The 23,662-nt window shown below is 48.5% G+C and carries 18 protein-coding genes; 11 read left to right on the top strand and 7 right to left on the bottom strand.

What is annotated here, in order from left to right:
* Nucleotides 1-180 precede the first annotated feature (180 nt).
* Entirely contained in the window at nt 181-1,230 is a 1,050-nt protein-coding gene (locus CWC46_RS12580; RefSeq protein ID WP_037382054.1) for a DUF481 domain-containing protein, read from the top strand.
* Between the two features lie 158 nt (nt 1,231-1,388).
* Here the strand turns inward: CWC46_RS12580 and CWC46_RS12575 are convergent, their stop codons facing one another.
* Nucleotides 1,389-2,051, bottom strand: a complete 663-nt coding sequence (locus CWC46_RS12575; protein WP_021016217.1) for a gamma-glutamylcyclotransferase — start codon at nt 2,049-2,051, stop codon at nt 1,389-1,391.
* 609 nt (nt 2,052-2,660) lie between these two features.
* Here CWC46_RS12575 and dauA point away from each other — a divergent pair.
* Nucleotides 2,661-4,376 (top strand): C4-dicarboxylic acid transporter DauA, encoded by a 1,716-nt coding sequence (dauA, locus tag CWC46_RS12570; protein ID WP_021016218.1) that lies wholly within the window; start codon nt 2,661-2,663, stop codon nt 4,374-4,376.
* A gap of 35 nt (nt 4,377-4,411) precedes the next feature.
* Here dauA and CWC46_RS12565 read toward each other — a convergent pair whose 3' ends face one another.
* Nucleotides 4,412-4,840: a hypothetical protein gene (locus CWC46_RS12565; RefSeq protein ID WP_021016219.1), complete on the bottom strand. Its 429-nt coding sequence runs from the start codon at nt 4,838-4,840 to the stop codon at nt 4,412-4,414.
* A 133-nt stretch (nt 4,841-4,973) separates the two neighbouring features.
* Between CWC46_RS12565 and folM the strand changes: the two genes are divergently transcribed.
* The 5 genes from folM to CWC46_RS12540 all read left to right on the top strand — a co-directional run bounded on the left by folM (nt 4,974) and on the right by CWC46_RS12540 (nt 9,438).
* Nucleotides 4,974-5,696, top strand: a complete 723-nt coding sequence (gene folM / locus CWC46_RS12560; RefSeq protein WP_021016220.1) for a dihydromonapterin reductase — start codon at nt 4,974-4,976, stop codon at nt 5,694-5,696.
* Nucleotides 5,697-5,784: 88 nt separating this feature from the next.
* Nucleotides 5,785-6,516, top strand: coding sequence for a two-component system response regulator RstA (gene rstA / locus CWC46_RS12555; RefSeq protein ID WP_021016221.1), 732 nt, complete (start codon nt 5,785-5,787; stop codon nt 6,514-6,516).
* Complete coding sequence (rstB, locus tag CWC46_RS12550; RefSeq protein WP_021016222.1) at nt 6,513-7,865, top strand: two-component system sensor histidine kinase RstB; 1,353 nt, start codon at nt 6,513-6,515, stop codon at nt 7,863-7,865. Before rstA ends, rstB begins: the two co-directional genes overlap by 4 nt.
* 79 nt (nt 7,866-7,944) lie before the next feature.
* Complete coding sequence (gene asr, locus CWC46_RS12545) at nt 7,945-8,274, top strand: acid resistance repetitive basic protein Asr (RefSeq protein ID WP_021016223.1); 330 nt, start codon at nt 7,945-7,947, stop codon at nt 8,272-8,274.
* 348 nt (nt 8,275-8,622) lie between these two features.
* Nucleotides 8,623-9,438 (top strand): trypsin-like serine peptidase, encoded by an 816-nt coding sequence (locus CWC46_RS12540; protein ID WP_021016224.1) that lies wholly within the window; start codon nt 8,623-8,625, stop codon nt 9,436-9,438.
* Between the two features lie 127 nt (nt 9,439-9,565).
* Here CWC46_RS12540 and hrpA read toward each other — a convergent pair whose 3' ends face one another.
* Nucleotides 9,566-13,453 (bottom strand): ATP-dependent RNA helicase HrpA, encoded by a 3,888-nt coding sequence (gene hrpA / locus CWC46_RS12535; RefSeq protein WP_021016225.1) that lies wholly within the window; start codon nt 13,451-13,453, stop codon nt 9,566-9,568.
* A gap of 230 nt (nt 13,454-13,683) precedes the next feature.
* On the opposite strand from hrpA, the gene CWC46_RS12530 reads away from it, so the two are divergent.
* On the top strand, nt 13,684-14,289 hold the full coding sequence (locus CWC46_RS12530) for an FMN-dependent NADH-azoreductase (protein ID WP_021016226.1): 606 nt from the start codon (nt 13,684-13,686) through the stop codon (nt 14,287-14,289).
* Between the two features lie 45 nt (nt 14,290-14,334).
* Here CWC46_RS12530 and CWC46_RS12525 read toward each other — a convergent pair whose 3' ends face one another.
* Both CWC46_RS12525 and CWC46_RS12520 read right to left on the bottom strand, forming a co-directional pair.
* The gene (locus CWC46_RS12525; protein WP_021016227.1) at nt 14,335-14,565 is read right to left on the bottom strand and encodes a YnbE family lipoprotein; all 231 of its coding nucleotides are present in this window, start codon (nt 14,563-14,565) and stop codon (nt 14,335-14,337) included.
* An 18-nt stretch (nt 14,566-14,583) separates the two neighbouring features.
* Nucleotides 14,584-17,172 carry a YdbH family protein gene (locus CWC46_RS12520; protein WP_021016228.1) on the bottom strand — a complete coding sequence of 863 codons (2,589 nt, stop codon included), beginning with the start codon at nt 17,170-17,172 and terminating at the stop codon, nt 14,584-14,586.
* A gap of 338 nt (nt 17,173-17,510) precedes the next feature.
* Here CWC46_RS12520 and CWC46_RS12515 point away from each other — a divergent pair, with 338 nt between their 5' ends.
* From CWC46_RS12515 to CWC46_RS12505, 3 genes are all read left to right on the top strand, one after another.
* A complete protein-coding gene (locus CWC46_RS12515) occupies nt 17,511-19,064 on the top strand; it encodes a methyl-accepting chemotaxis protein (RefSeq protein ID WP_021016229.1) in 1,554 nt (517 codons plus the stop codon).
* 412 nt (nt 19,065-19,476) lie between these two features.
* Nucleotides 19,477-21,030, top strand: a complete 1,554-nt coding sequence (locus tag CWC46_RS12510) for a methyl-accepting chemotaxis protein (protein WP_021016230.1) — start codon at nt 19,477-19,479, stop codon at nt 21,028-21,030.
* A gap of 126 nt (nt 21,031-21,156) precedes the next feature.
* On the top strand, nt 21,157-22,149 hold the full coding sequence (locus CWC46_RS12505) for a 2-hydroxyacid dehydrogenase (RefSeq protein ID WP_021016231.1): 993 nt from the start codon (nt 21,157-21,159) through the stop codon (nt 22,147-22,149).
* Between the two features lie 44 nt (nt 22,150-22,193).
* On the opposite strand, the gene CWC46_RS12500 is transcribed toward CWC46_RS12505, so the two are convergent.
* Nucleotides 22,194-22,481 (bottom strand): putative hemolysin, encoded by a 288-nt coding sequence (locus CWC46_RS12500; protein WP_021016232.1) that lies wholly within the window; start codon nt 22,479-22,481, stop codon nt 22,194-22,196.
* A gap of 196 nt (nt 22,482-22,677) precedes the next feature.
* Entirely contained in the window at nt 22,678-23,574 is an 897-nt protein-coding gene (locus CWC46_RS12495) for a LysR family transcriptional regulator (RefSeq protein WP_021016233.1), read from the bottom strand.
* Nucleotides 23,575-23,662: the final 88 nt, after the last annotated feature.

The following is a 23,662-nucleotide window of genomic DNA, read 5'->3' as shown; positions in this document are numbered from 1 at the left end:
AACCTCATTAATAGCGTTATTTATAACAATTTACATTCTATCAATAAGACAGTTATGCATAGAGCCTCAGCATGATTCCTGTTAATGTTTGCACCGCCGGGTAGAACCGGCTTTTTCTTTATCGGCCGTACGTCCTCAATGACGTCTTTCACTATGAGTCACTACTGTTTATCTGACAAAATGACAAACTCCAAATATGCAATATCGTCTCTGAGCCTGTTTATCAGTCTCAGTGCCGCAGGTATTTCTTGCAGTTATGCAGACACGGTCTGGTTAGCCAACGGCGACAAGCTCAGCGGACAAATCACCCTACTGGATAGCGGCAAACTGTTCATCAAAACAGACTATGCGGACACCGTTTCTATCTCCTGGGATAAAGTAAAAACTTTCCAGACCGACCATGGAATGATCATTCAGGGTCATCGCTACGAAAAAGGTACGCTTTATCCATCGATAAAACCGGCCGAAACGCGTGCGATCATCGCCCGGCCTGCTATCGACGATGGTCAGGTCAGTGGCGCGCAGGAAACCTTGCCACTATCAAGTATCACCACTATGGTCGAGCCTAAGCCGCTGATAGCGGACTTCTCTTGGAAAGGTAATATTGATGTCAGCCTATCTCACAAGAAAAGCTCTACTGAAACCGATAATCATGATGTCACGCTAAACACCAAACTTCGCCACGGTACCTGGCGTCACAACATTGATGCCAGCTACCATATGGCCAAAGAAGATGAAGTGGAAAGTACCAAAAATGCGGCTGGTGAATATGCACTGGATAAATTCATCGACGAGAATTGGTTCTGGCAGACCCGTTATCAATACAAGCGAGACTGGGTTGAAGATATCAAAATCAACCGCTCTTTCGGTACCGGTCCTGGTTATCAGTTCTGGGACAACGACCTGGGCTCGTTCTCTATAACGACGCTGATCAACTCACAGGAATTCATTTACCAAAATGACGAGAAGGACAACTTCTACTCCAGTGGTCTTAAATGGAATTATGATCGCTTCCTGTTCGGTAAGCGTACTGAAGCCTTTACCGACGGTGAAATCGGCCGCTCCTTTGACGGCACCACACCATTATATTTCAAGGCTGGCGTAGGGCTGCGTTTCAAAGTAACCAATTGGTCTTCTGTGGTCATGAAAGTGACACGCGCCCGTACCGAAAGCGTACAGGGTAATGTCAACGACACATTATATACATTGGGACTTGGCGTAGGCTGGTAATCAATTTGATAAGGAACGGCTTCGCTCTCACAAGAACATCCCTCTGTGCAAGCAGGTGCGTTGCTGTTGTTTAACCGGTTATCCCCGCGAAAGCGGGGATCTGCTCTCGGCAAATTTGTTACCCCGATTACCCAGAAATCGGTTTATTCATGAATGTTTCAGTAGCCGCTCTGTAATTTCCATACTTGTCTGGCCAACGCCGTCAGATCGTCATCAGTCATACCGTAATGATAAAGCTCCTGTTCCAGTGCAAACAGATATTGCGCATTAGTACCCAACGGCCCGCTGGCCTGGGCGATCAACGGTGCCACATGCTGAATACAGGTATCCGCTTCCACTTGAGGGTGATCAGGATTAGTGACAAACACCAATGCTGAAATAGGCTCGCCGCCATGCCGCAGTAACTCACACCATAACGGACGATAACAACCGGTCAGCATTTCACGCTTCCAGAGTAATTCCAGCTCTTCCTGTAGCGTGGCTTCCGACAAACGATAGGCCAATCCGGTAGTACTACCACCCGGTTTCAGACCGAGCATTCGACCAGGCTGGCTTTCCGTACCACGACCAGCCGTCAAACGCAGACAGAATGCCCGATGCCAGCCGTTGAGCGTCGCCAGGCTCTTCTCTTCAGCATCAAATACCGGATTCCACATCAAAGAACCATAGCCAAACACCCAAACCGGACTGTCATTAGGACGACATGCCAGTGTTTTCGCCAATGAATCAGCGCGTTGCTGTGGGGTGAGTAATAAAGTTTCCTCAATACAACCAAACGATGTTCTACAATCTGCTTTTTGCAAAAAATCACGCGTTAACACAGCTTACCACCCTCGCCCCAAAACTTTTCTACCATGTCTACCATGCATTTGACACGCTATATTCTCACCGATGATAAACTGGATCATCAATGTAAGTTTGATTATATTACGGCAAAAGATAACCAATCATTACTGTTTTTGCATTCTATTGAGTCTGTGCAATTGCCGTTATATACCGCTCATTTTTTCTAAGCCGCAGTAGCCAATAAAAACAATAAGATTAAAAATGTAAACCATGGTTATGAATAATAAATAATCAGTCTGTTATGTGCACATAAATTAATTGCAAAAAATAATCTATTACACATTAAGAATAATAAATTCGCTGAAAGTAATAACATCCTTTTCCCTTATCGGTGCATCTATGTGGTGAATGGCAACCCATATCCGGCGCTATTTCCCACTGATATTAGGATAATAGTGCTGTAATAGAACTGAATTTCCCAATAATAGGCTACATTTCACTCCCTCAACAGGGGTAACACCTTTCTCTTGATATACCTCTGGATCTCCATCAGACAAAGAGCGTATCGTAGCGCTTCAATCTACGTCGGGTCACTGACTGGCGACTCGTCATTCCCTTTTCTTTTTGTTGGTTTTTTGCCTTAGATGAACTCACACCGAATTAACGGCACGACACCGTTCAGCGCGCTGATAGAGGCATGCTGGCGTGAAAAATATACGTTACAGCGCTTCACTCATGATGTTATTGCCGGTATCACTGTAGGTATCATTGCCATACCACTGGCGATGGCATTGGCTATCGCCAGTGGCGTTCCACCGCAATACGGGCTTTATACTTCCGCCGTCGCCGGGCTGGTGATTGCACTCAGTGGCGGCTCCCGCTACAGCGTATCCGGTCCAACTGCCGCATTTGTGGTCATTCTCTATCCGGTATCCCAGCAATTTGGGCTCTCCGGGTTATTAGTGGCCACATTACTTTCTGGCGTATTTTTGTTGCTGATGGGGGTGTGCCGCCTTGGTCGCCTGATCGAATATATTCCCTTGTCTGTCACTCTCGGTTTTACCTCCGGGATCGGTATTACCATCGCGACCATGCAAATCAAGGATTTCTTTGGTCTGACGATGCCGGTAATGCCAGAACACTACGTCGGGAAAGTAATAGCAATCGTTCATGCGCTTCCTTCACTACAGATCGGTGATTTGCTTATTGGCGGTACAACCTTGTTTGTCTTGCTTATCTGGCCAAAATTGCATATTCGCGTGCCCGGACATTTGCCCGCATTGCTGGCAGGTACGGCTGTCATGGGAATACTGTCATTGATGCATATAGAAGTTGCGACCATTGGCTCTCGCTTTAGCTATCTGCTGGCGGATGGCTCTCAGGGTCAGGGTATCCCGGCTATTCTTCCCCAACTTGTACTTCCCTGGAATGTTCCCTCAGCCAGTGGACAAACCATGACGCTCAGTTGGCAGAGTATTTCTGCCTTACTCCCGGCGGCGTTTTCCATGGCGATGCTTGGCGCTATTGAATCACTGCTGTGCGCTGTGGTGCTGGATGGTATGACTGGCCGGAAACATCGCTCAAACGCTGAGCTGGTGGGACAAGGTTTCGGCAACATCATTGCGCCTTTTTTCGGCGGCATTACCGCCACCGCCGCCATTGCCCGTTCAGCCGCCAACGTGCGAGCCGGTGCTACATCACCTGTTTCTGCGGTGATTCATGCTTTGCTGGTACTACTGGCCCTGCTGGTGCTGGCACCGTCACTCTCTTACCTGCCAATGGCAGCGATGGCTGCTCTTTTGCTTATTGTTTCCTGGAACATGAGTGAAGCCCACAAGGTAATTGATCTGCTACGTCGGGCCCCCAGAGACGACATCATCGTGATGGTGTTGTGTATGTCATTGACTGTGCTGTTTGACATGGTTATTGCCATTACCGTGGGCATTGTGCTGGCATCACTGCTATTTATGCGCAGCATCGCCAAAATGACCCGATTGAGTGAGTTGGCGGGAAAGCTGCCGAACGAGAGACTGGTTTTACGCGTGAATGGCCCACTGTTTTTCGCTGCCGCGGAACGCATTTTTAACGATCTGCTGGAGCGTAGTGAAGGATATCACACCATTATTTTGCAGTGGGATGCCGTACCGGTATTGGATGCGGGTGGTTTGAGTGCGTTCATGCGTTTCAGTGAACTGCTGCCTGCCGACAAACATCTGATCATTACGGATATTCCGTTCCAGCCACTAAAAACTCTGGCGCGGGCCAATGTAATGCCCATCGCCAACCGTTTAAGCTTTTACGCTACGTTGGAACAAGCACTGGAGGCGACAGCATCGCTGCAAGACACACCACCAGAATAAAGTGTAAAGGATCTACTGCATATATCAGGCAGGATTCACGGAGCATTTCCCGGCATAGGCACGGTAATGTGGATAGACAGATATTCTTCATACTGCGTCAATGCCAGCAAACAGTTATCGCATTCCTGGCCAATAGCCTGTAGTTGCTCCATTGAAAGGGCATAGGGCAGACGGATATCAATATCCGTCAGTCCCTGCTGCTGCGCCAGGGTAATCAAACGAGCGATATTGGTTTCATCGCTGACCTGTGTTGACAGTACTTGCAACGCCAGCGTCTCAAGTTTCTCATTTTCAGTAGCGGGTTCCCTCTCCGGCATTTTCGTGACAATACCGAAAATCGGCATCACGCCATAGATTGCATCAATAAAGCGCCAGCGCTTGTTGCACAACGCACCAAGATAAGCGGTGTAATCAATGCAGATTCTTTCACTGGAGTTTGTAGGTACAAGATGAACCTTTTTCATCGGTTTCTCCTCTCCGTTACCAGTGGGTCAATTCCGCCATTCACCATCGCGCATTACAACGCAAAAAAGACGTAATAAGGTATAGTGTCTTGAATAATTGTAGTGTTACTCCGCAAAAGCAGGAGCTTTTATTGTGGCAACTTCTTTTACCGCACCCGTGCTGATTACCGGTGGTGCGAAACGCATTGGTCTGGCGTTGGCACACTCCTTTTTGGCACAGAATGTGCCAGTGATTGTCAGTTGGCGTACATACTACCCGTCGCTGGAAATATTGTCACAGCAGGGTGCAATCTGCCTGCAAGCTGATTTTTCAACTACCGAAAACGTTTATGATTTTGCCAAACGCGTCAAGGCGCTGGCGCCGAAGTTGCGGGCCGTTATTCATAACGCCAGCACATGGCGGGCTGAACAGCATGATGAGCCGCTGGAACAAACGCTGGCAGAAATGTTGCAAATCCACGTTTATACCCCTTACCTACTTAATCAACTGCTGGAATCTTGTCTGTATGGTCAGGGGGTCGGAGGAAGCGATATCATTCATCTAACCGATTATGTCGTGGAAAAAGGCAGTGAGAAGCACATTGCCTATGCCGCCAGTAAAGCGGCGCTGGACAATATGACCCGCTCCTTTGCCAAGAAGCTGGCACCCGATGTCAAAGTCAATGCCATTGCGCCAGCATTGATCATGTTTCACCCGGACGATACGACCAGGTATCGTCAGAAAGCTCTGAAAAAATCCTTGATAGAAACCGTACCTGGCGAAGAAGAGGTTGTCCGGCTGGTTCATTATCTGTTGAGTAGTCACTACATGACCGGTAAGACGCTGGGATTAGACGGTGGTCGCCCGCTACGCTAACCTGACACGCTTGTTTACACCGCAGTAATAGCGCCGCGGGTGACGTAACCCTATGCTTTGGAATGCTTTAAGTTGTGAGTTTACAAACATGTATAAAATTGTTTTTGTTGAAGATGATGCTGAAATAGGCAAATTGATCGCAGCGTATTTAGGCAAACATGATATTGATGTGCAGATAGAGCCCCGAGGGGACACGGCTCTGGCATTTATTGAAAAACAAAAGCCTGACCTGATACTGCTGGATATTATGTTGCCCGGCAAAGACGGCATGACGCTCTGCCGTGAACTGCGACCGGTATTTTCCGGTCCTATCGTTCTACTAACCTCTCTTGATAGCGACATGAACCATATTCTGGCGTTGGAGATGGGTGCTGATGACTACATTCTGAAAACCACACCGCCAGCGGTGTTGTTAGCGCGGCTACGACTGCATTTCCGTCAATACGCGGCGACACCTTCGTCTCCGTTGGATAAACCACAGTCAGTGCAGCTGCATAAACCCTTGAACTTTGGTCTATTGTGCATCGACCCGATCAATTGGGAAGTTACACTGGATAATGAAAACATCGTACTATCCACCGCCGATTTTGATCTTCTGTGGCAACTGGCTACTCATGCCGGGCAAATCATGGACCGGGAAGCATTGCTCAAAAACCTGCGAGGTGTCAGTTATGACGGCATGGATCGCAGTATAGACGTCGCCATTTCCCGTCTGCGCAAAAAATTGTACGACAATGCGCTGGAACCCGTTCGTATCAAAACTATCCGTAACAAAGGCTATCTGTTCGCCCCCAACGCCTGGGAGACACGCTTATCATGAGAAAGCTGTTTATTCAGTTTTTTCTGTTACTTTTTGCCAGCTTTTTGGTAATGACCCTGCTGGTCGGGCTGGTTTATAAAGTTACTGCTGAACGCGCGGGTCGACAGTCCATGAATGACCTGATGAAAAGCTCACTTTATCTGATCCGCAATGAGCTGCGCGCTATTCCCCCACGCGAATGGCATCAGACCATTAATCAGATGGACCTGAATCTTTCATTCAAACTGCACATCGAACCCATCAGTAAATACACGCTCAGTACCCGGGAACATCAGCGCCTGGTACAGGGCGAGATCATCGCACTGGACGATGAATACACGTTTATTCAACGCATCCCCCGCAGCCACTACGTTTTGGCCGTTGGTCCGATTCCTTATCTGTTTTTCCTGCATGAAATCCGGCTTCTTAATTTATTTGTACTGATGCTGATCGGCCTGTCGCTGGCACTACCCGTATTTTTGTGGATGCGCCCACACTGGAAAGCGATGCTGCAACTGGAAAGCGCGGCCCAACGACTGGGGGACGGGCATCTAGAAGAACGTACTCACTTTGACAACACCTCTAGTCTTTTCCGTCTCGGGGTGGCCTTTAATCGTATGGCGGACAATCTGAATCAACTGATTGCCAGTAAAAAACAGCTCATTGACAACATCGCTCATGAACTGCGAACTCCCTTGGTGCGCCTGCGCTACCGCCTGGCAATCAGCGACAATCTGACCGAAAAGGAGCAAGAATCGATTAACCGGGACATCAGTCAACTGGAGGCATTAATTGATGAATTACTCACTTACGCTCGTCTTGATCGGCCACAAGTCACACTGCATCTGGAAGCCATTGCCTTATCAGACTGGTTACAAAAGCGGGTTCAGGATTTTCAACTGGTTCATGCGGATAAAAAAATTGAGCTGGATATTCATCAATCCGCTAATTTCGGCTATGTCGATTTACGGCTGATGGAGCGAGTTTTAAATAATCTGGTCACTAATGCGCTGCGTTTCTGCAAAAACCGCTTGCGGATAGGACTCACTCTGGATCAAGGCGTAGCCTGTCTGCAAGTTGAAGATGATGGGCCCGGCATCGCCCCACAAGATAGAGAAACCATCTTTGAACCTTTTATTCGGCTTGATTCTGGTATTGAAAACAGCAGTGGCGGCTGTGGACTGGGTCTGGCGATTGTTCACGCCATCGTCCGCGCTCATGGTGGAGACATCAGTGTGAAAAGCAGTTCACTGGGCGGTGCACGGTTTATTTTTCGCTGGCCAGTCATCACCTCTACATCGGCTTCCGGTGGTTTGCCGACAAAGGTTGTACAATTCGTTACACGCGGAAACCAATCACTCACAGAGTGATAGCTTATATTCGCTTATTCTCCTTTCATCGGCCCACCTTAGGGGTTCGAAATACGAATTGGATAATGAGGAAATGATGATGAATAAAGTATTAGTAATGATCGCAGGTGTAGCTCTGGGTCTGTCCTCTGTTGCCTTTGCAGCTGATGCTGCTACAACGGCGCCTACCGCTAGCGCGTCAACAACTATGGCTAAAACCGCTCATGTTAAGAAACATGTTAAGCACGTAAGACATGTTAAGCATGTGAAACATGCAAAACAAACAGCAACCCCTGCTCAAAAAGCACAGGCCGCTAAGAAAAAAGTTGTGAAAAAACACGTTACCCCTGCCCAGAAAGCTCAGGCAGCCAAGAAAAAAGTTGTGAAAAAACACACTCCGGCCAAGAAGACTGCTACCCCGGCAGCTTAATTAAGCATGCTGTCTATCGACAGTCATGAATACAGGAAGTGATTCGCTCATTATTCAACTTCCAACATGACATAAGTGACCTTAAACACCCGGTTTGACCGGGTGTTTATTTCATGGGGATAGGATGATGCTGCGTCGTTATTCATTTGAAATCGTATTGTCCTTTCTGCTTATTTGCGCGTTGGTTATCATACTGTTTTTCCTGTAATTTATTTTCATATCATCGATGGGATGACAGCAATGGTGTCCGATCCGTCCAACAGCAAATCCGTCTATAGTTATTTCATACTATTAGCTATTTCACCCCATTGTTAACACGCTGAATTTTACTCAAAGGCGAACTCTTCTATGCGCATATCAGCCTGCTTGTTATGTTCATTCACCCTTCTTGCTCCAACGGTTTGGGCAGATACCGTTCCCAGCGCTGAGCAGCAAAAGCAAATCCTGTTTTTTAACCATGATGATCGCGATAAAGTTCCTGATGTATCCCAATGGCCCTGGCAGGCCATCGGCCAGTTAGAAACCGCCAGCGGTAATCTCTGCACGGCAACACTGATTTCGCCACATCTGGCACTTACCGCAGGGCATTGCGTGCTTGCGCCTCCAGGTGTCGCCGACAAACCCATTGCCTTACGCTTTTTACCTACCGGCAACGGCTGGCGCTATGAGACCCACCAGATTGTAGCGCTAACCAACAGACGGCTGGCCAAACGACTGAAGGCCGATGGAGACGATTGGATCGTTCCCCCCGCTGCGGCACCGTGGGATTACGCGCTTATCCGCCTGAAACAGACGCCACCCAATATCAAACCATTACCGTTATGGTCAGGCTCGCTGGAGGCATTGAAAATCGCCTTAGCGCAGGCACACCAGCACGTTACTCAGGCGGGTTATCCGGAAGATCACCAGGAAACACTGTACCGGCACCAGAATTGTCTGATTACGGGTTGGGTACACAAGGCCGTGATGTCACACCGGTGCGACACTTTACCGGGCGACAGTGGCTCGCCGTTGATGTTGAAAACCCCTAATGGCTGGGTGTTGATGGGGATTCAAAGCTCCGCTCCGGACGCCAGTGCCCGAAACCAGGCAGACAACCGTGCCGTGGCCGTTACCGCTATTCGTCAACAATTAGAAACGTTGTCTGAACACGCATCCCACTGAATCAGCTTATCGGCGTTTTCTGAACTGAAAACGCCCTTCTTCCGAAAAATGGTTACCGTATCTGCCCGTTCAATGGCATAAACGGGGATGCATGCTGAAGCTGACCGGAACCGGGGAAAAACCAGGTTTAAACGTCAAGCTGCTCCATCGCTTGCAGGATGCGTTTATCAGAAATGGGGTAAGGCGTACCAAGTTGCTGGGCAAAATAGCTGACCCGCAGTTCTTCAATCATCCAGCGAATCGCTTTTACGTCCTCATCATCCCGACGTTCCAGCGGCAATTTGTGCAACCACTGCTGCCAGGCCCGCTGAACCTGTTCGATTTTCAGCATCTGCGCCCGATCACGATTAATGTCTTGTGCCAGTTTTTCCAGCCGCCGTTCAATCGCCCGCAGATAACGCAATACATCCGGCAAACGCTGCCAGCCATTTTCAGTCACAAAGCCGCGGTAAACTAACCCATTAAGCTGGGTTTTGATATCACTCAGCGCCAGCGCCATGGTAATGTCTACCCGCCCTTTCAACCGTTTGTTGATGGCAAAACCCGTCGTCAGGATCTGCTCTACTTGCCTGGCAATATCCACCACCGTGTCATTTAGCTCGGCACGGACTTTGTCATGCAACCGCAGATAATCCTCTTCTTTCCACACCGGCCCGCCAAACTCCCTTATGAGCATATCCACACCACAGGCAATGCAGTCATCAATCAGATCCAGCACCTTGCCATAAGGATTAAAATACAATCCCAGCTTGGCTTTATTGGGCAACTTTTCATGTAGATACTTGATAGGGGAAGGAATATTCAGCAGTAACAATCGCCGCAACCCTCGCGACATCATTTGTTGCTGCTGATGTGGTGTATCAAACAGGCGAATTGCCACGCTGTCCTTTTCATCCACTAACGCCGGATAGGCTTTCACCGCATAACCACCGCGTTTCTGCTCATAGCACTCGGGCAGGTGGTCAAAACTCCAGGTGTGCAGATCATTTTGTTCAATACCCTCATCTGCCACAGCTGATAACGTTTGCTGTACCTTATCTTTCAACTGTTCCTTCAGATTACTCAGGCTCTTCCCTTCCCGCAAAGTGCGATTCTTTTCATCTAACACGCGGAAGGTCATTTTAAGATGATCGGGCACCTGATCCCACTGCCACTCTTCACGAGGAACCGTCACGCCGGTCATCAAACGTAGTTCTCGTTCCAGTGCGTCCAACAGCCCTTTTTCCAGCGGTGTTACTCGAGCCAGAAACGCCTCAGCGTAGTTAGGTGCAGGCACAAAATTGCGTCGGGTTGGTTTTGGCAGCGATTTAATCAGCGCAATCACCAAGTCACGCCGCACGCCGGGAATCTGCCATTCAAAGCCATCTTCTTTCACCTGATTGAGAATCGGCAGTGGAATATGCACCGTAACGCCGTCAGCGTCAGCTCCTGGTTCAAACTGATAGCTCAGTCGCAGTTTGATATTATCCTGGTGCCAGAAGTTGGGGTAATCCAGTGCACTGACGCTATCCGCACCGTCTTTAATCAGCATATTCTTTTCAAAATTCAGCAGATCAGCGTCCGACTGGCTGGCGGTCTTCCACCAGGCGTCAAAATGACGAGCGGAAATGACATCAGGTGGAATCCGTTGATCGTAAAACGCAAACAGCGTCTCATCATCCACCAGGATGTCGCGACGGCGGGATTTATTTTCCAGCTCCTCTACTTCAGCCAGTAGCTTCAGATTGGCGCGGAAAAATACATGCCGTGTCTGCCAGTCACCTTCAACCAACCCGTGGCGGATAAACAGCTCACGGGATAGCTGCGGGTCAATGGAGCCATAATTCACCTTGCGTGCCGCCACGACCGGTAAACCGAACAGCGTTACCTTTTCCTGAGCGATGACCGCACCCTGTGCTTTCTCCCAATGTGGATCACTGTAACTGCGTTTAATCAGATGCTGGGCCAACGGTTCCACCCATTCCGGTTCAATACGCGCGGCAATCCGCCCCCAGAGCCGGCTGGTTTCCACCAGTTCGGCCACCATGGTCCACTTGGGCGGCTTTTTAAACAAACCGGAGCCAGGGAAAATCACAAACCGGGTATTGCGTGCACCGCTGAACTCCGGCTTCTCCATATCTTTCTGTCCAATATGGGAAAGCAACCCGGAAAGTAACGCACAGTGAATGCTGAAGTAATCGGCAGGTTCGCTGTTAACCGGTAATCCCAGCTCTTTTACGACCTGACGCAACTGGGTATAGACATCCTGCCACTCACGCACTCGCAGGTAGTTCAGGAAATCGGTACGGCACAACTTGCGGAATTGGCTGGCAGACAACGCTTTCTGCTGCTCGCGCAAATAATCCCACAGTTTCACAAATGACAGAAAATCAGACTCCTTATCGGCAAAGCGCCGATGTTTTTCATCTGACACCTGCTTCTTATCCAGTGGGCGCTCACGCGGATCCTGAATCGACAAGGCAGCAGTAATAATCATGACTTCACGGACACACCCCATCTTGCGAGCTTCAAGCACCATACGCGCCAACCGTGGATCGATAGGCAACTGTGCCAGTTGCTGCCCCTGTTGTGATAAATGGTAATGCCCGTTTTCTCCGCTTTGGATCGCGCCCAGTTCTTCCAGTAAACGGATACCATCTTGAATATTGCGTTTATCCGGCGCCTCGACAAATGGGAAAGCGGAAATATCGCCCAGCCCCAGTGACGTCATCTGCAAAATGACCGACGCCAGATTGGTACGCAGAATTTCCGGATCGGTAAATTCTGGTCGTGAAAGGAAATCCTGCTCCGCATAAAGCCGGATACATATGCCAGCCGCTACGCGACCACAGCGGCCCTTCCGCTGGTTAGCCGATGCCTGTGAAATGGGTTCAATCGGTAGGCGCTGCACTTTGGTGCGGTAACTGTAACGGCTAATACGTGCCGTGCCGGGATCAATGACATACCGAATACCCGGCACCGTAAGCGAGGTTTCCGCCACGTTGGTGGCAAGCACAATGCGGCGACCATGATGCGACTGAAATACACGATTCTGCTCCTGATTGGATAGACGCGCATACAAAGGCAAAATTTCAGTATGGGGTAAATCCAGCCGGGTCAGCGCATCGGCGGTATCCCGGATTTCGCGTTCACCACTCATGAAAATCAGGATATCACCCGGCCCCTCGCGTCCCAGCTCATCCACCGCGTCGAAAATCGCTTGCAGTTGATCGCGCTCACTGTCTTCCGCATCCTCCACCACCGGGCGGTAGCGTACATCCACAGGATAGGTACGTCCGGAAACTTCAATAATTGGCGCCTGTCCGAAATGACGGGAAAAACGTTGAGGATCGATAGTGGCCGACGTGATGATGATTTTTAGGTCCGGACGTTTGGGCAGAATTTGCCGCAGATAGCCCAGAATAAAGTCGATATTCAAACTGCGCTCATGCGCTTCATCGATGATGATCGTGTCGTATTGCATCAACAACCGATCCTGCTGGATTTCCGCCAGCAAAATACCGTCAGTCATCAACTTGACCAGCGTGTTATCACTCACCTGATCATGAAAACGCACCTTATAACCTATCGTGCCGCCCAACGGCGTTTCCAGCTCAGCGGCAATACGATCCGCCACCGTTCGTGCCGCCAGACGACGTGGCTGAGTATGACCGATCAGTCCCGTGATGCCTCGCCCCAGTTCCAGACAGATTTTAGGTAGCTGGGTGGTTTTACCCGAACCGGTTTCCCCCGCCACAATCACCACCTGATGGTCGCGTATCGCTGCCAGAATAGCCTCTTTCTTCTGGCTGACCGGTAAAGCCTCGGGGTAAGTGATGACAGGCAGAGACGCGCGTCGGTTTTCCACCCGCTGGCGGGCGACAAGAATTTCTCCCTCAATCTCCTGAGCAATCGCCGCCTGAGCTTGTGGTTTTGCCACTTTCATCGCGCCTTGCACACGGCGGCGCAAGCGTGGTTGATCGCGTAGCATTAACGTATTGATCTGAAGGCTTAATGCATTGAGAGGTGATTTCACGGTGCGTTCCTTAAATACTTTTCTCTGGCGCAGAGCCGGTTACGGCGGTAATGCGGCGGGCATGGTATCACATTGGTGCCACAGGCTATAACACAGGGAGAAAATGCTCATTCAATAAAATCGAACAAAGCACTCGAAATATTCAGCTATCACGTCATCGGCAACCTGCCTATTATGCCTCTATTCGAAGACATGTTCTCCGTCACCTTCAACAAGACAAGGAATTGGCAATGAGTAAAGTATTAGTTCTGAAATCAAGTATTCTGGCCGACTTCTCTCAGTCAAACCAAATGGCTGACCACTTTACTGCTCAATGGCTGGCGGCTCATCCCGGTGATACCATTACCGAACGCGATCTGGCTGCTGAGCCAGTGCCGGTACTGGATGGAGAACTGGTCGGCGCCATGCGTCCTTCCGATAAACCGTTGACGCCACGTCAGCAGGAAGCCCTGACGCTGTCTGATGCGCTGATTACCGAACTACAGGCTCATGATGTCATTGTTATGACTGCACCGATGTATAACTTCAACATTCCCACTCAGCTAAAGAATTACTTTGATCTTATTGCCCGCGCTGGTGTGACATTCCGCTACAGTGAAAATGGCGTTGAAGGTCTGGTGAAAGGCAAACGAGCGGTGGTACTAACCAGCCGCGGCGGTATCCATAAAGACGCGCCAAGTGACCTGCAAACCCCGTATCTGCGTTTGTTCCTTGGCTTTATTGGCATTACTGACATTGAATTCGTATTTGCAGAAGGTTTTGGCTATGGTCCGGATGTAGCGCAAAAGGCCCTGCAAGACGCGAAAGACCAGTTGTCCCAGTTGGCAACAGCGTAAACATCATCATTCATTACCCCCCATTTTTTATTGTACTTTGGTAATTTATTGCGCGCCTTTATCAGGCGCGCTTTTCTTTACCACTTCGCTGACTTTGGTGTCTGATTTTTCCAACATTTGGGCGGTGTCCTTATCCACCTTGATATGTATTTCATGATCAATTTTGACATTCATGTTAATCGTGATCGGCTCTTTGGACGCTGCCAGTTCAATCCGGGGCATGCATCCGGTAAGCCACACCATAGACAGTAATAAGGCAGCACAGACTTTTTTCATAGCACGATTCCTTAGTTATTATTCCGTCAATTGCTGTCCCAGTGCATCCTGCAAATTATCCCCAAAGCGCAGACTGCGCCATAATTGAAAAATATTCTCCTGATGATGGTAGTTCAGTATCACTTCCCGCCTGGCGTTGCGCAGGGAACTTTTACCACGAATATGTGATTTCAGAAGCAACCAACCCTGTTTATCCACATCAATACTGGCGGAGAAACGATCAATTTCCAAATAGCGCAGCCACTCTACAGCCATAGCATCGGTCAAACTCTTTTTTGCAAGCTCATCGGCCAGTTGTTGATCCAAGCGTAACGTCAACGCACCATCATTAGTAAAAAAGCCATGTTGGACCACGGTTGTTGGATACGTAAAATCAAGCGGTAATATGCCACTTACACGACCAGACATCGCGACTTTTTTAACTTTCAGTACGGTAAAAAGCTCACTCGTTTCAATATGTTCGGCCCGGAGGATAGCCGCGTCATGTTGTGGAATACGTAACGGAGAGAGCGAGATATGCCCACCCAGTACATCCATATCCACCTGTGACAACGTCAACGGATATCGGTCACTGTAAGGATAATAGCCAGAAAGCGTCATCAGGATATTCTGTATATGGAACAGGTTATTCAGGGTACCCATCCGTAATGTGACTGGTTGTTTAACCCCCAGTTGCCAGCGGCGATCGTGAAACCGATAAGGCAGAATAAAATTCACGCCGCTGACATCACCGTCCGATATCCACGCCGCTGCATTTTTCACTACCCAGTGTCCGCCAGCACTAAATCCTTGTCCACGGGCAGCAGAAAATGCCGTCTGAGCATAAAATTTACCGGACCGAAGAGTGATTTTCCAATCCGCGGGTAATAGCGGCTGGAACACCCGCAGTGGTTGTGCAGGCCACCAACCGCTACCGCGTAATCGCTTGCCATCCCAACGGCCAGACAAGGTCACTGGACCTATGTCATTTGTCTGTAAACGACCTTCCCATTGAAAATCATCCGGCTCACGTCCTTTAATATTCAGCATCAAGGTCGCTGGCGGCAATGAACTCGCCCCACCGAAGTCCACCTGTTCGGCCACCAGTCGCAATGCCATTTGTAACGACTTTGCAGTTTTGTCCCGTTGCCAACGCAACGGTTGCGCCAGCGTCAGCCTCGGTTTAACAACCGTAATCGCGCCATAGTGAATGTGATCCAGTCCGCAGGACAGCGCACTGACTTCAAGCAACGAGTCTTTCCAGTAACCATGCCCCGCGATATCCCAGTGTCCCTGAAACGGCAGCAATTCCCCTCGCCCCCAATAACGCCATTGCCAATTGCCGTTATCCGGCCAGAAATCGTGCGCCACGCCATCAAAGTGGAGCCTGGATCGCCCCCAATACGCATCTCGCACCCGAACAATCGCTTGCAGACGGCCACTGACCCCTGCCTCACTCACTGTTATGCCTGCCAGCGGCCAGCGGGCCTCTTCCAACGTCATATCTGGCTTTAACTTTCCCCAGGCTCGTAGCAACGCACCGGGAAGAATGGATAGCGTTGGATTAAGCACCGGACCACGCAGAATCCCTGGCAACGACGCCGAGAAAGACACGGCTTTTAAATTGGCCTGACCGGTGAGTTGAAAACGCAGATTACTGTCGACCATCCCCAGCGTGCCAGGGCCGAGTACCAGTACCGCATTGGCCTTACCATTGTGTCCTTGGGTAAGGATATTGATACGCGCTTCAATGCGGGTATGGTTTATCCCTTGCTGCCAGTCCGTCAGTGTCATGGCAACGCCTCCCGACACCGGCTGAACGCCATAGGGCCAGTGCCAACGTCCATTGGTGACCTGAATTCTGTCGGCATCCATACTCCAGGGCAAAATCAGCAACGGTGTCTTTTCGCCCACCGTTCCCAGCGTCAATTCGCCGTGATTATTCTCCCAATGTAACGCTACCGTTACCGGCTCTGACAATTGCAGCGGAACCATACTTCCTTGTAAATGCCCCTCAACGGGTAACTGATTCAGTAACGTAGCCAATTGTAAGGTGCCACTAAGCTTCACTGGCGGCTGTCCCTGATAAGTAGCAATACGACCTTCACGCAGTGTCAGTGATTGCCCGTTGATATCCGCCAATAACCCCAGTCGTTCTCCCTGAAAATCCACCGTCTGCTGTTCAGCCCGACTCTTCAGATGCAATGCGCCGTTGTCATTAATCCAGGGGGAGAGTGAAAAATGATGGATGGTGACATCAGCTAAAGGCAGACGCCGCTGCCACTGCGCCAGCGACGCAGGAGTATGGTGATCCGCCTCAGGCAAGTATTGCAGACAGGTCGCATCGACATGCAGACGGTCTATCGCCAAGGCCCATAAACCCTGCCGACGGTGCAAGCCAATGCTCTCCACCGACAGAAACCGACATTGCTGGAAATTGACGCTAAACCCCGGCAGATAGAGGCCTTTCTGCCAGCGAGGAGGTGAATCGATAGTGACTGACGCGCCGGTTGGCAACCAGAACGCCAACAGCCGTGGCATCCAGTGCGGCAACGATAACCACATGGTAATCAGTAGCAAGACCAAGCTGGCTAACAGGCCAATAGCCAGTAAAAATTTCTTAAACATCAGGAATTATTCCGCATGGTTATTATTTTTTGGCACTGTTTCATCCTCGTCATGTCTACCCTTTGGTACGAAGTACCCATTAACTTGCCTCTACATTAACCATTCAGCTCACATTTCACAGCAAAATACATACATCCAACTCACTCGCGGGTGGTAAAATTTTTACATATACACAGCAATTGAAATGAGTCGTTCTTATCTTTCACTTTTGTCGTTACATAAATACGCCAATAGTACGTCACTTTTCATTGGGGCTATCAATGTTGTAGTTACCTGGACGGTATCTGTCACCTCAATAACAGAATCACCATCAGGATATGCACGAAAGGGATTAAGTAATGCGCAAAAACTATCCTGTCAGCCAACATCAGTATCCGTTGGATGCCAGCACCAAATTAATGTCCGTCACCACACCTGACAGCCATATCATCTATGCCAATGCAGATTTCATTAAGGTCAGCGGTTATCAGTCCGACGAGTTAATGGATCAACCGCATAACATTATCCGCCATCCGGATATGCCGCCCTTAGCCTTTGCTGATATGTGGAGTACGCTAAAAGCAGGGAAAATCTGGACGGGTATTGTAAAAAATCGATGTAAGAACGGCGATCATTACTGGGTAAAATCCAGTACAACTCCGCTGAAAAAAGAAGGGAAACTGATCGGCTACATGTCAGTACGCACAGCGGCATCATCGGAAGAGATCCAGCAATCGGAAACACTCTACGCCATGGTTAACGAAGGCAAACTTCGACACCGGACTTTCCATTATGGCCTGTTGGTTTATCGCGGACCACTAAAATGGCTGAGCATGTTCAAAACCATGCCGTTGCGCTGGCGTATTCGTAGCTATTTTGCCCTGTTAGGCCTGTTGCCACTGGCAATGGTATTTTCTCTGTTGATCCATACACCCCTGGTATGGATGCTGTTTCCGTTGTTGATACTCTGTAGCGGTCTTTTTTGTGAGCTGTTGGTACTGCATGTTGCCAAACCGATTGAACGGATTCTGGAACAGGCAATGCGGTCAGCAGCCGGACAGGCGGATAATCTGGTGCAACTCAATCGTGCAGATGAAGTCGGTATGTTGATGCGAGCGGTAAATCAGTCCGGTATGAACTTTCGCACCTTTGTGGATGACGTGAATAATAACCTGAATGCGTTGAAAAATGCCTGTAGCGAGATAGCCCAGGGCAATAGCACGTTAGCGGAGTGTTGTGAAAAAACCGAGGAAAACCTGCAACAAACCGCCGCGTCCGTCGAGCAGCTCACTGCCACTATCAAAAGCAATGCCGATGCGTCAGTCCGGGCCTCAGAATATGCCGAGGACGTTAATCAGGTAGTGAATGCTGGTGAAAAAGCGGTTTCTGAAGTCGCCAGTACCATGGATACCATTACCCAAGCCAGTGAGCGAATTACCGATATTATCAGTGTACTGGATAATATTGCCTTTCAAACCAATATATTGGCTGTTAATGCCGCCGTAGAGGCGGCACATGCTGGCGAACAGGGGAAAAGTTTTGCCGTGGTTGCCAGTGAGGTTCGTTCACTGGCGCAACGCAGCGCCAATTCAGCCAAAAATATTGCTGAACTGATTGACGACACACTTAGCAGTATCCGGACCGGCGATCAGCAAGTTGCTCACACCAATAAGTCGATGAGCAATATTCTGACGAAAGTGCAACAAGTTACCCGTCTGATGAATGAGATCAGCATGGCCACCAAGGAACAATCACAGGGACTCAACTTGATTAACGACGCGGTAAACAAGATTGATGCGCTAACCCATCAGAACACGGCATTAGCCAGTCAATCCAATTCCGCCACCGGTCACTTGCAACAACAGATCTCCACGATGGCGCAAGCGGTGTCAGTGTTTAGTGCCTCTAATTAATATACGACTGTCCCACTGGTATAAACTGTACATATCAGTGGGGCACATTCAACCCATTACCTTCCATTTCACCTACCGCCATTTTGCAACTCGAATGATTTGGGGTATAAATGATGGAATAGCGAAATCACTCACGCTGCTATTATTTTTATTGGCAAAAATTTAAGCAAGATAATCTATTATGGATATTAATTACTTCTGATTTATTAAAATAATAAACATTATCATTTGAGTACAGTAATGGGAAAAATGAATAACAAACATGAAAATTAAACAGTGTATGTCTATTTATTAGTCAGCATTTTTTACTTTCGTGTCTAATGAATATCTATCCTTGCCATTAATGAATTCAATTGTTAGCTTCTTTTTGAATATTAGCAATAACACTTTCCCAAAGCACAAGGATTGAACGATGCGTAAGAATTTTCCAGTCAGTGATATTCAGTATGTGTTAGATGAAAAAACAAAACTGATGTCGGTGACAACACCAGACAGTCATATCACTTATGCCAATAGAGATTTTATTAAAGCTAGTGGTTATGACTTTGCTGAGATCATCGATCAACCACATAATATTGTGCGTCATCCAGACATGCCGCCCGCTGCATTTGCAGACATGTGGTCTACGCTCAAATCTGGAAAAATCTGGACGGCAATAGTGAAAAACCGTCGTAAAAACGGTGATTACTACTGGGTAAAAGCCAGCACGACACCGTTAATTAAAAATGGGAATATCGCGGGATATATGTCGGTACGCACGACACCGTTGGCACATGAAATAAAAGAAGCCGACAGTTTGTATAAGAACATAAATGAAGAAAAATTAAAAACCAGAGAGTTATATCAGGGACTGCTGATTTATAAAGGCTCATTAAAATTGTTAAGTTTGTTTAAAATTATTCCCGTGCGCTGGCGTATCCGAGTTTACTTTATTATTTTTCTACTATTAGCATTGGGCCTCTTAATCTACGTCTTTCCTGCCAACATCGTAACACTACTCTTTGCTTTATTTCTTTTTATTGGAGCTTTGGTTACCAGTGAATTATTGGTACAACATTTGGCCAGACCATTAGAGAGCATACTAAAACAAGCGATTAAAGCGGCTTCCGGACAAGCCGATCTTAAATTTGAACTTAAACGCGTTGATGAAGTTGGAATGTTGTTACGTGCGGTAAATCAGTCCGGAATGAATTTTCGTACCTTTGTCGATGATGTTAGCGGACAACTGGCCGAGCTACGTACAGCTTGTGCCGAGATAGCCAAAGGCAACAATATGTTGAGCCAACGTTGTCAGGAAACCGCAGAAAATCTGCAAAATACCGCGTCTTCTATGGAAGAAATCACTGTCACTATTAAAAGCAATGCCTCTGCCACCCAACTGGCGGAAAACTTTGCTCAGGAGGCTAATCAGGCCGCAGGTGCTGGAGAAGAAGCCGTCCAGGAGGTGGCCCAGACGATGAAAACCCTCATCCATTCCAGTCACGAAATCAACAATATTATCGGTGTACTGAATAATCTGTCATTCCGTACCAATATTCTGGCGCTCAACGCCGCGGTAGAGGCTGCCCATGCCGGAGAAATGGGTAAAAGCTTCGCTATTGTGGCGGGGGAAGTTCGCATGCTGGCAGAACGCAGTGCTTCATCAGCGCGAGATATTGCCAGCATCATTCAATTGACTATTGATAACATTAATAGCGGCGACCGCATGGTTGAACATACATCGAAGTCCATGAGTCACATTCATCATCAAGTGCAACAAGTAAACGAATTAGTGAAACAGATCACCCATGCGACACAGGAACAATCTATCGGGATGAGTCAGATCAATGATGCAGTGAACAACATTGACGACGCTACCCGACAAAATACCACCCTTGCCAGCCACGCCAGCACTGAAATCGAACGTCTGCAAAGCCAGATCACTACCATGGCGGAAGCGGTTTCAGTCTTCAGTAACACACATTAAACCATTTTTCTCTCTTATCATTTCCAAACCGTTACCATTAATTAGGTAACGGTTTGTCTCTTTATTTATCGTTTTCTGTTAGTTTACTATTTAGAAACAACTAACCGATAATCTGGAGCCGTTGCCATGAAACTGGCCATCTACAGCGCCAAACAATATGACTGTAAATACCTGGAACAGGTTAACCAGCACTTTGGTTACGAACTGGAATTTTTTGATTTCATGCTCAGCCCGCGTACCGCAAAAACCGCTACCGGCAGTGAGGCCGTATGTATTTTTGTCAATGATGACGGTGGACGAGAAGTATTGACGGAATTAGCCGAGTTAGGCGTTAAAACCCTGGCACTACGCTGCGCAGGATTTAACAATGTTGATCTGGCCGCTGCCTCTGAGCTGGGAATAAAAGTGGTTTGTGTCCCGGCCTACTCGCCGGAGGCAGTAGCTGAACATGCTGTTGGTCTGATGCTGTGCCTGAATCGCCGCATTCACCGCGCTTATCAGCGAACCCGCGATGCCAATTTTTCACTGGAAGGGCTGATTGGTTTTAATATGCATCAGCGTACGGCCGGAATTATTGGCACCGGTAAAATTGGCATCGCCACCATGCGTATCCTGAAAGGATTTGGTATGCACCTGTTGGCTGTTGACCCTTATCCAAACCCACAGGCGCTGGAACTGGGTGCTAAATATGTTGACCTGAAAACACTGTATGCCAATGCCGATGTCATTTCTCTGCATTGCCCCCTGACACCGGAAAATCATCATCTGCTTAATAAAACGGCATTTTCACAAATGAAAGATGGCGTGATGATTATAAATACCAGCCGTGGCAGGCTCATTGACTCTCAGGCGGCCATCAGCGCGCTGAAACAGCATAAAATTGGCGCATTAGGCATGGATGTTTATGAAAACGAACGCGGCCTGTTTTTTACCGACAAATCAAATGACGTCATTCAGGACGATATTTTCCAGCGTCTTTCCGCCTGTCATAACGTGCTGTTTACCGGTCATCAGGCATTTTTGACTGAAGAAGCACTGACCAGCATTTCACAAACCACATTGCAAAACCTGCAACAAATCAATCGCAATGAAGAGTGCCCTAACCTACTGAACCCGTGAATATCCAACGCATTGGCGACGGTAGCCTCTGCCTACTGCCGAATTCAGCCAGCAGAGCACGTTCCGCTCATTAATTCCTGCTCATCACAGCGTTTACCGTTAGTCAGCAAACAGGTTCCAATACGGGCACCGTTCAATTGTCGTGATATGCCCATTTTCCCACCAGCCAGCGTACAAATGACGGCCACTGACGAGCCATCATTCTGCAAGGTGGCCATATCCTGAGCAGACATCATCGGTGAATTTGCTGAAGCGGTTTCTATGTTTTCATTGCTGCTGCAAGCCACTAAGATCAATGCGGTGCTTGCCAAAAACCATTGTGACAACTTCATTCTTTTTGGTTCCTGAACCGTTTTCCTATTATTCGTAATAATCCTATTTACCACAATTTACAACATGGGGAGAGAGAAACCTCGGTTTATCTCCGGTTTAGGGGTGATATACCTTTCGATCATTAACGATAATTGAAGCGATGTATGTGACAGCAGTGTCTATTAATCCCGCTTCTTTACATTACTAAAATCACACTCATGTCGGCAGGCCAAAAGCTTCGCTAACCGCGTTGACAAAACTTCTGATTTTTACCGTTTGTCGCAGCCCGGCGGGTATCAGCATATTCATCGGGCGAACGGGTCCTTCATAATTCGGCAGAACCTGTATCAGACGTCCCACACTGATTTCTTCCCTCAGTACATCTTCAGGACCCAGCGTCACACCATAGCCATTGATTGCCGCGTACAGGAGCGCCCGCCAGTCATTTGAGCGAAACCGGCCTTCAGGCCGTACTTCTTCGGTTTTTCCCGCCTTGTAAAACAACCAACGGCAAGGCATGGAAGGAGACCAGATTCCATAGATAAGACACGAATGGTGCACAAGATCAGCAGGCGTTTCTGGCACACCTTTCTGCTCAAGATAATCAGGCGAGGCACAGGCAATCAGTCGATAAGGCCGCAAAGGATAGGCAATCATCGGACTGTCAGTCAGTTCGCCGATACGGATAATAACCTCATATCCCTCCTCAAGCGGATCGACAACTCGGTCACTCAACGTTAGCTCGACCTGAGTATCGGGATAGTGTTCCAGATAGCGCGTAATGAAAGGTGCAAGAGCTACAGCACCAAAGGTCACGGGTGCATTCACCCGGATCGTGCCGGAAGGTGTGACTTTCATCTCAAGTGCGGTTGCGTCGGCGGCATCTGCCTCTGCAAGCACAATCTTGCAGCGTTCATAGTAATTACGACCAATATCAGTCAGGTGCTGGCGACGAGTGGTTCGGCTCAGAAGCGTGGTACCCAATCGCGCCTCAAGCCGAGCCACATGCTTCGCCACCATCTGCGGCGAAATTCGTAAAGCCTCTGCCACTGCGGCGAAGGAGCCAAGCTCTGCCGCTTTGACAAAGACATTCATACTGGTCAGTCGGTCCATGATTCCCTCTTATATATTGTTTATCTATGCCATTAATTATCATTTATCAACACAAGGTGTTTAATTATTCTTTCTCTTCCAGAAGATA

It is taken from the genome of Prodigiosinella confusarubida (assembly GCF_002847015.1).
GTDB classification, from domain to species: Bacteria; Pseudomonadota; Gammaproteobacteria; order Enterobacterales; family Enterobacteriaceae; genus Prodigiosinella; species Prodigiosinella aquatilis.
Note: the sequence above shows the minus strand (reverse complement) of the source record. Positions and strands in the feature narration are given on the sequence as shown.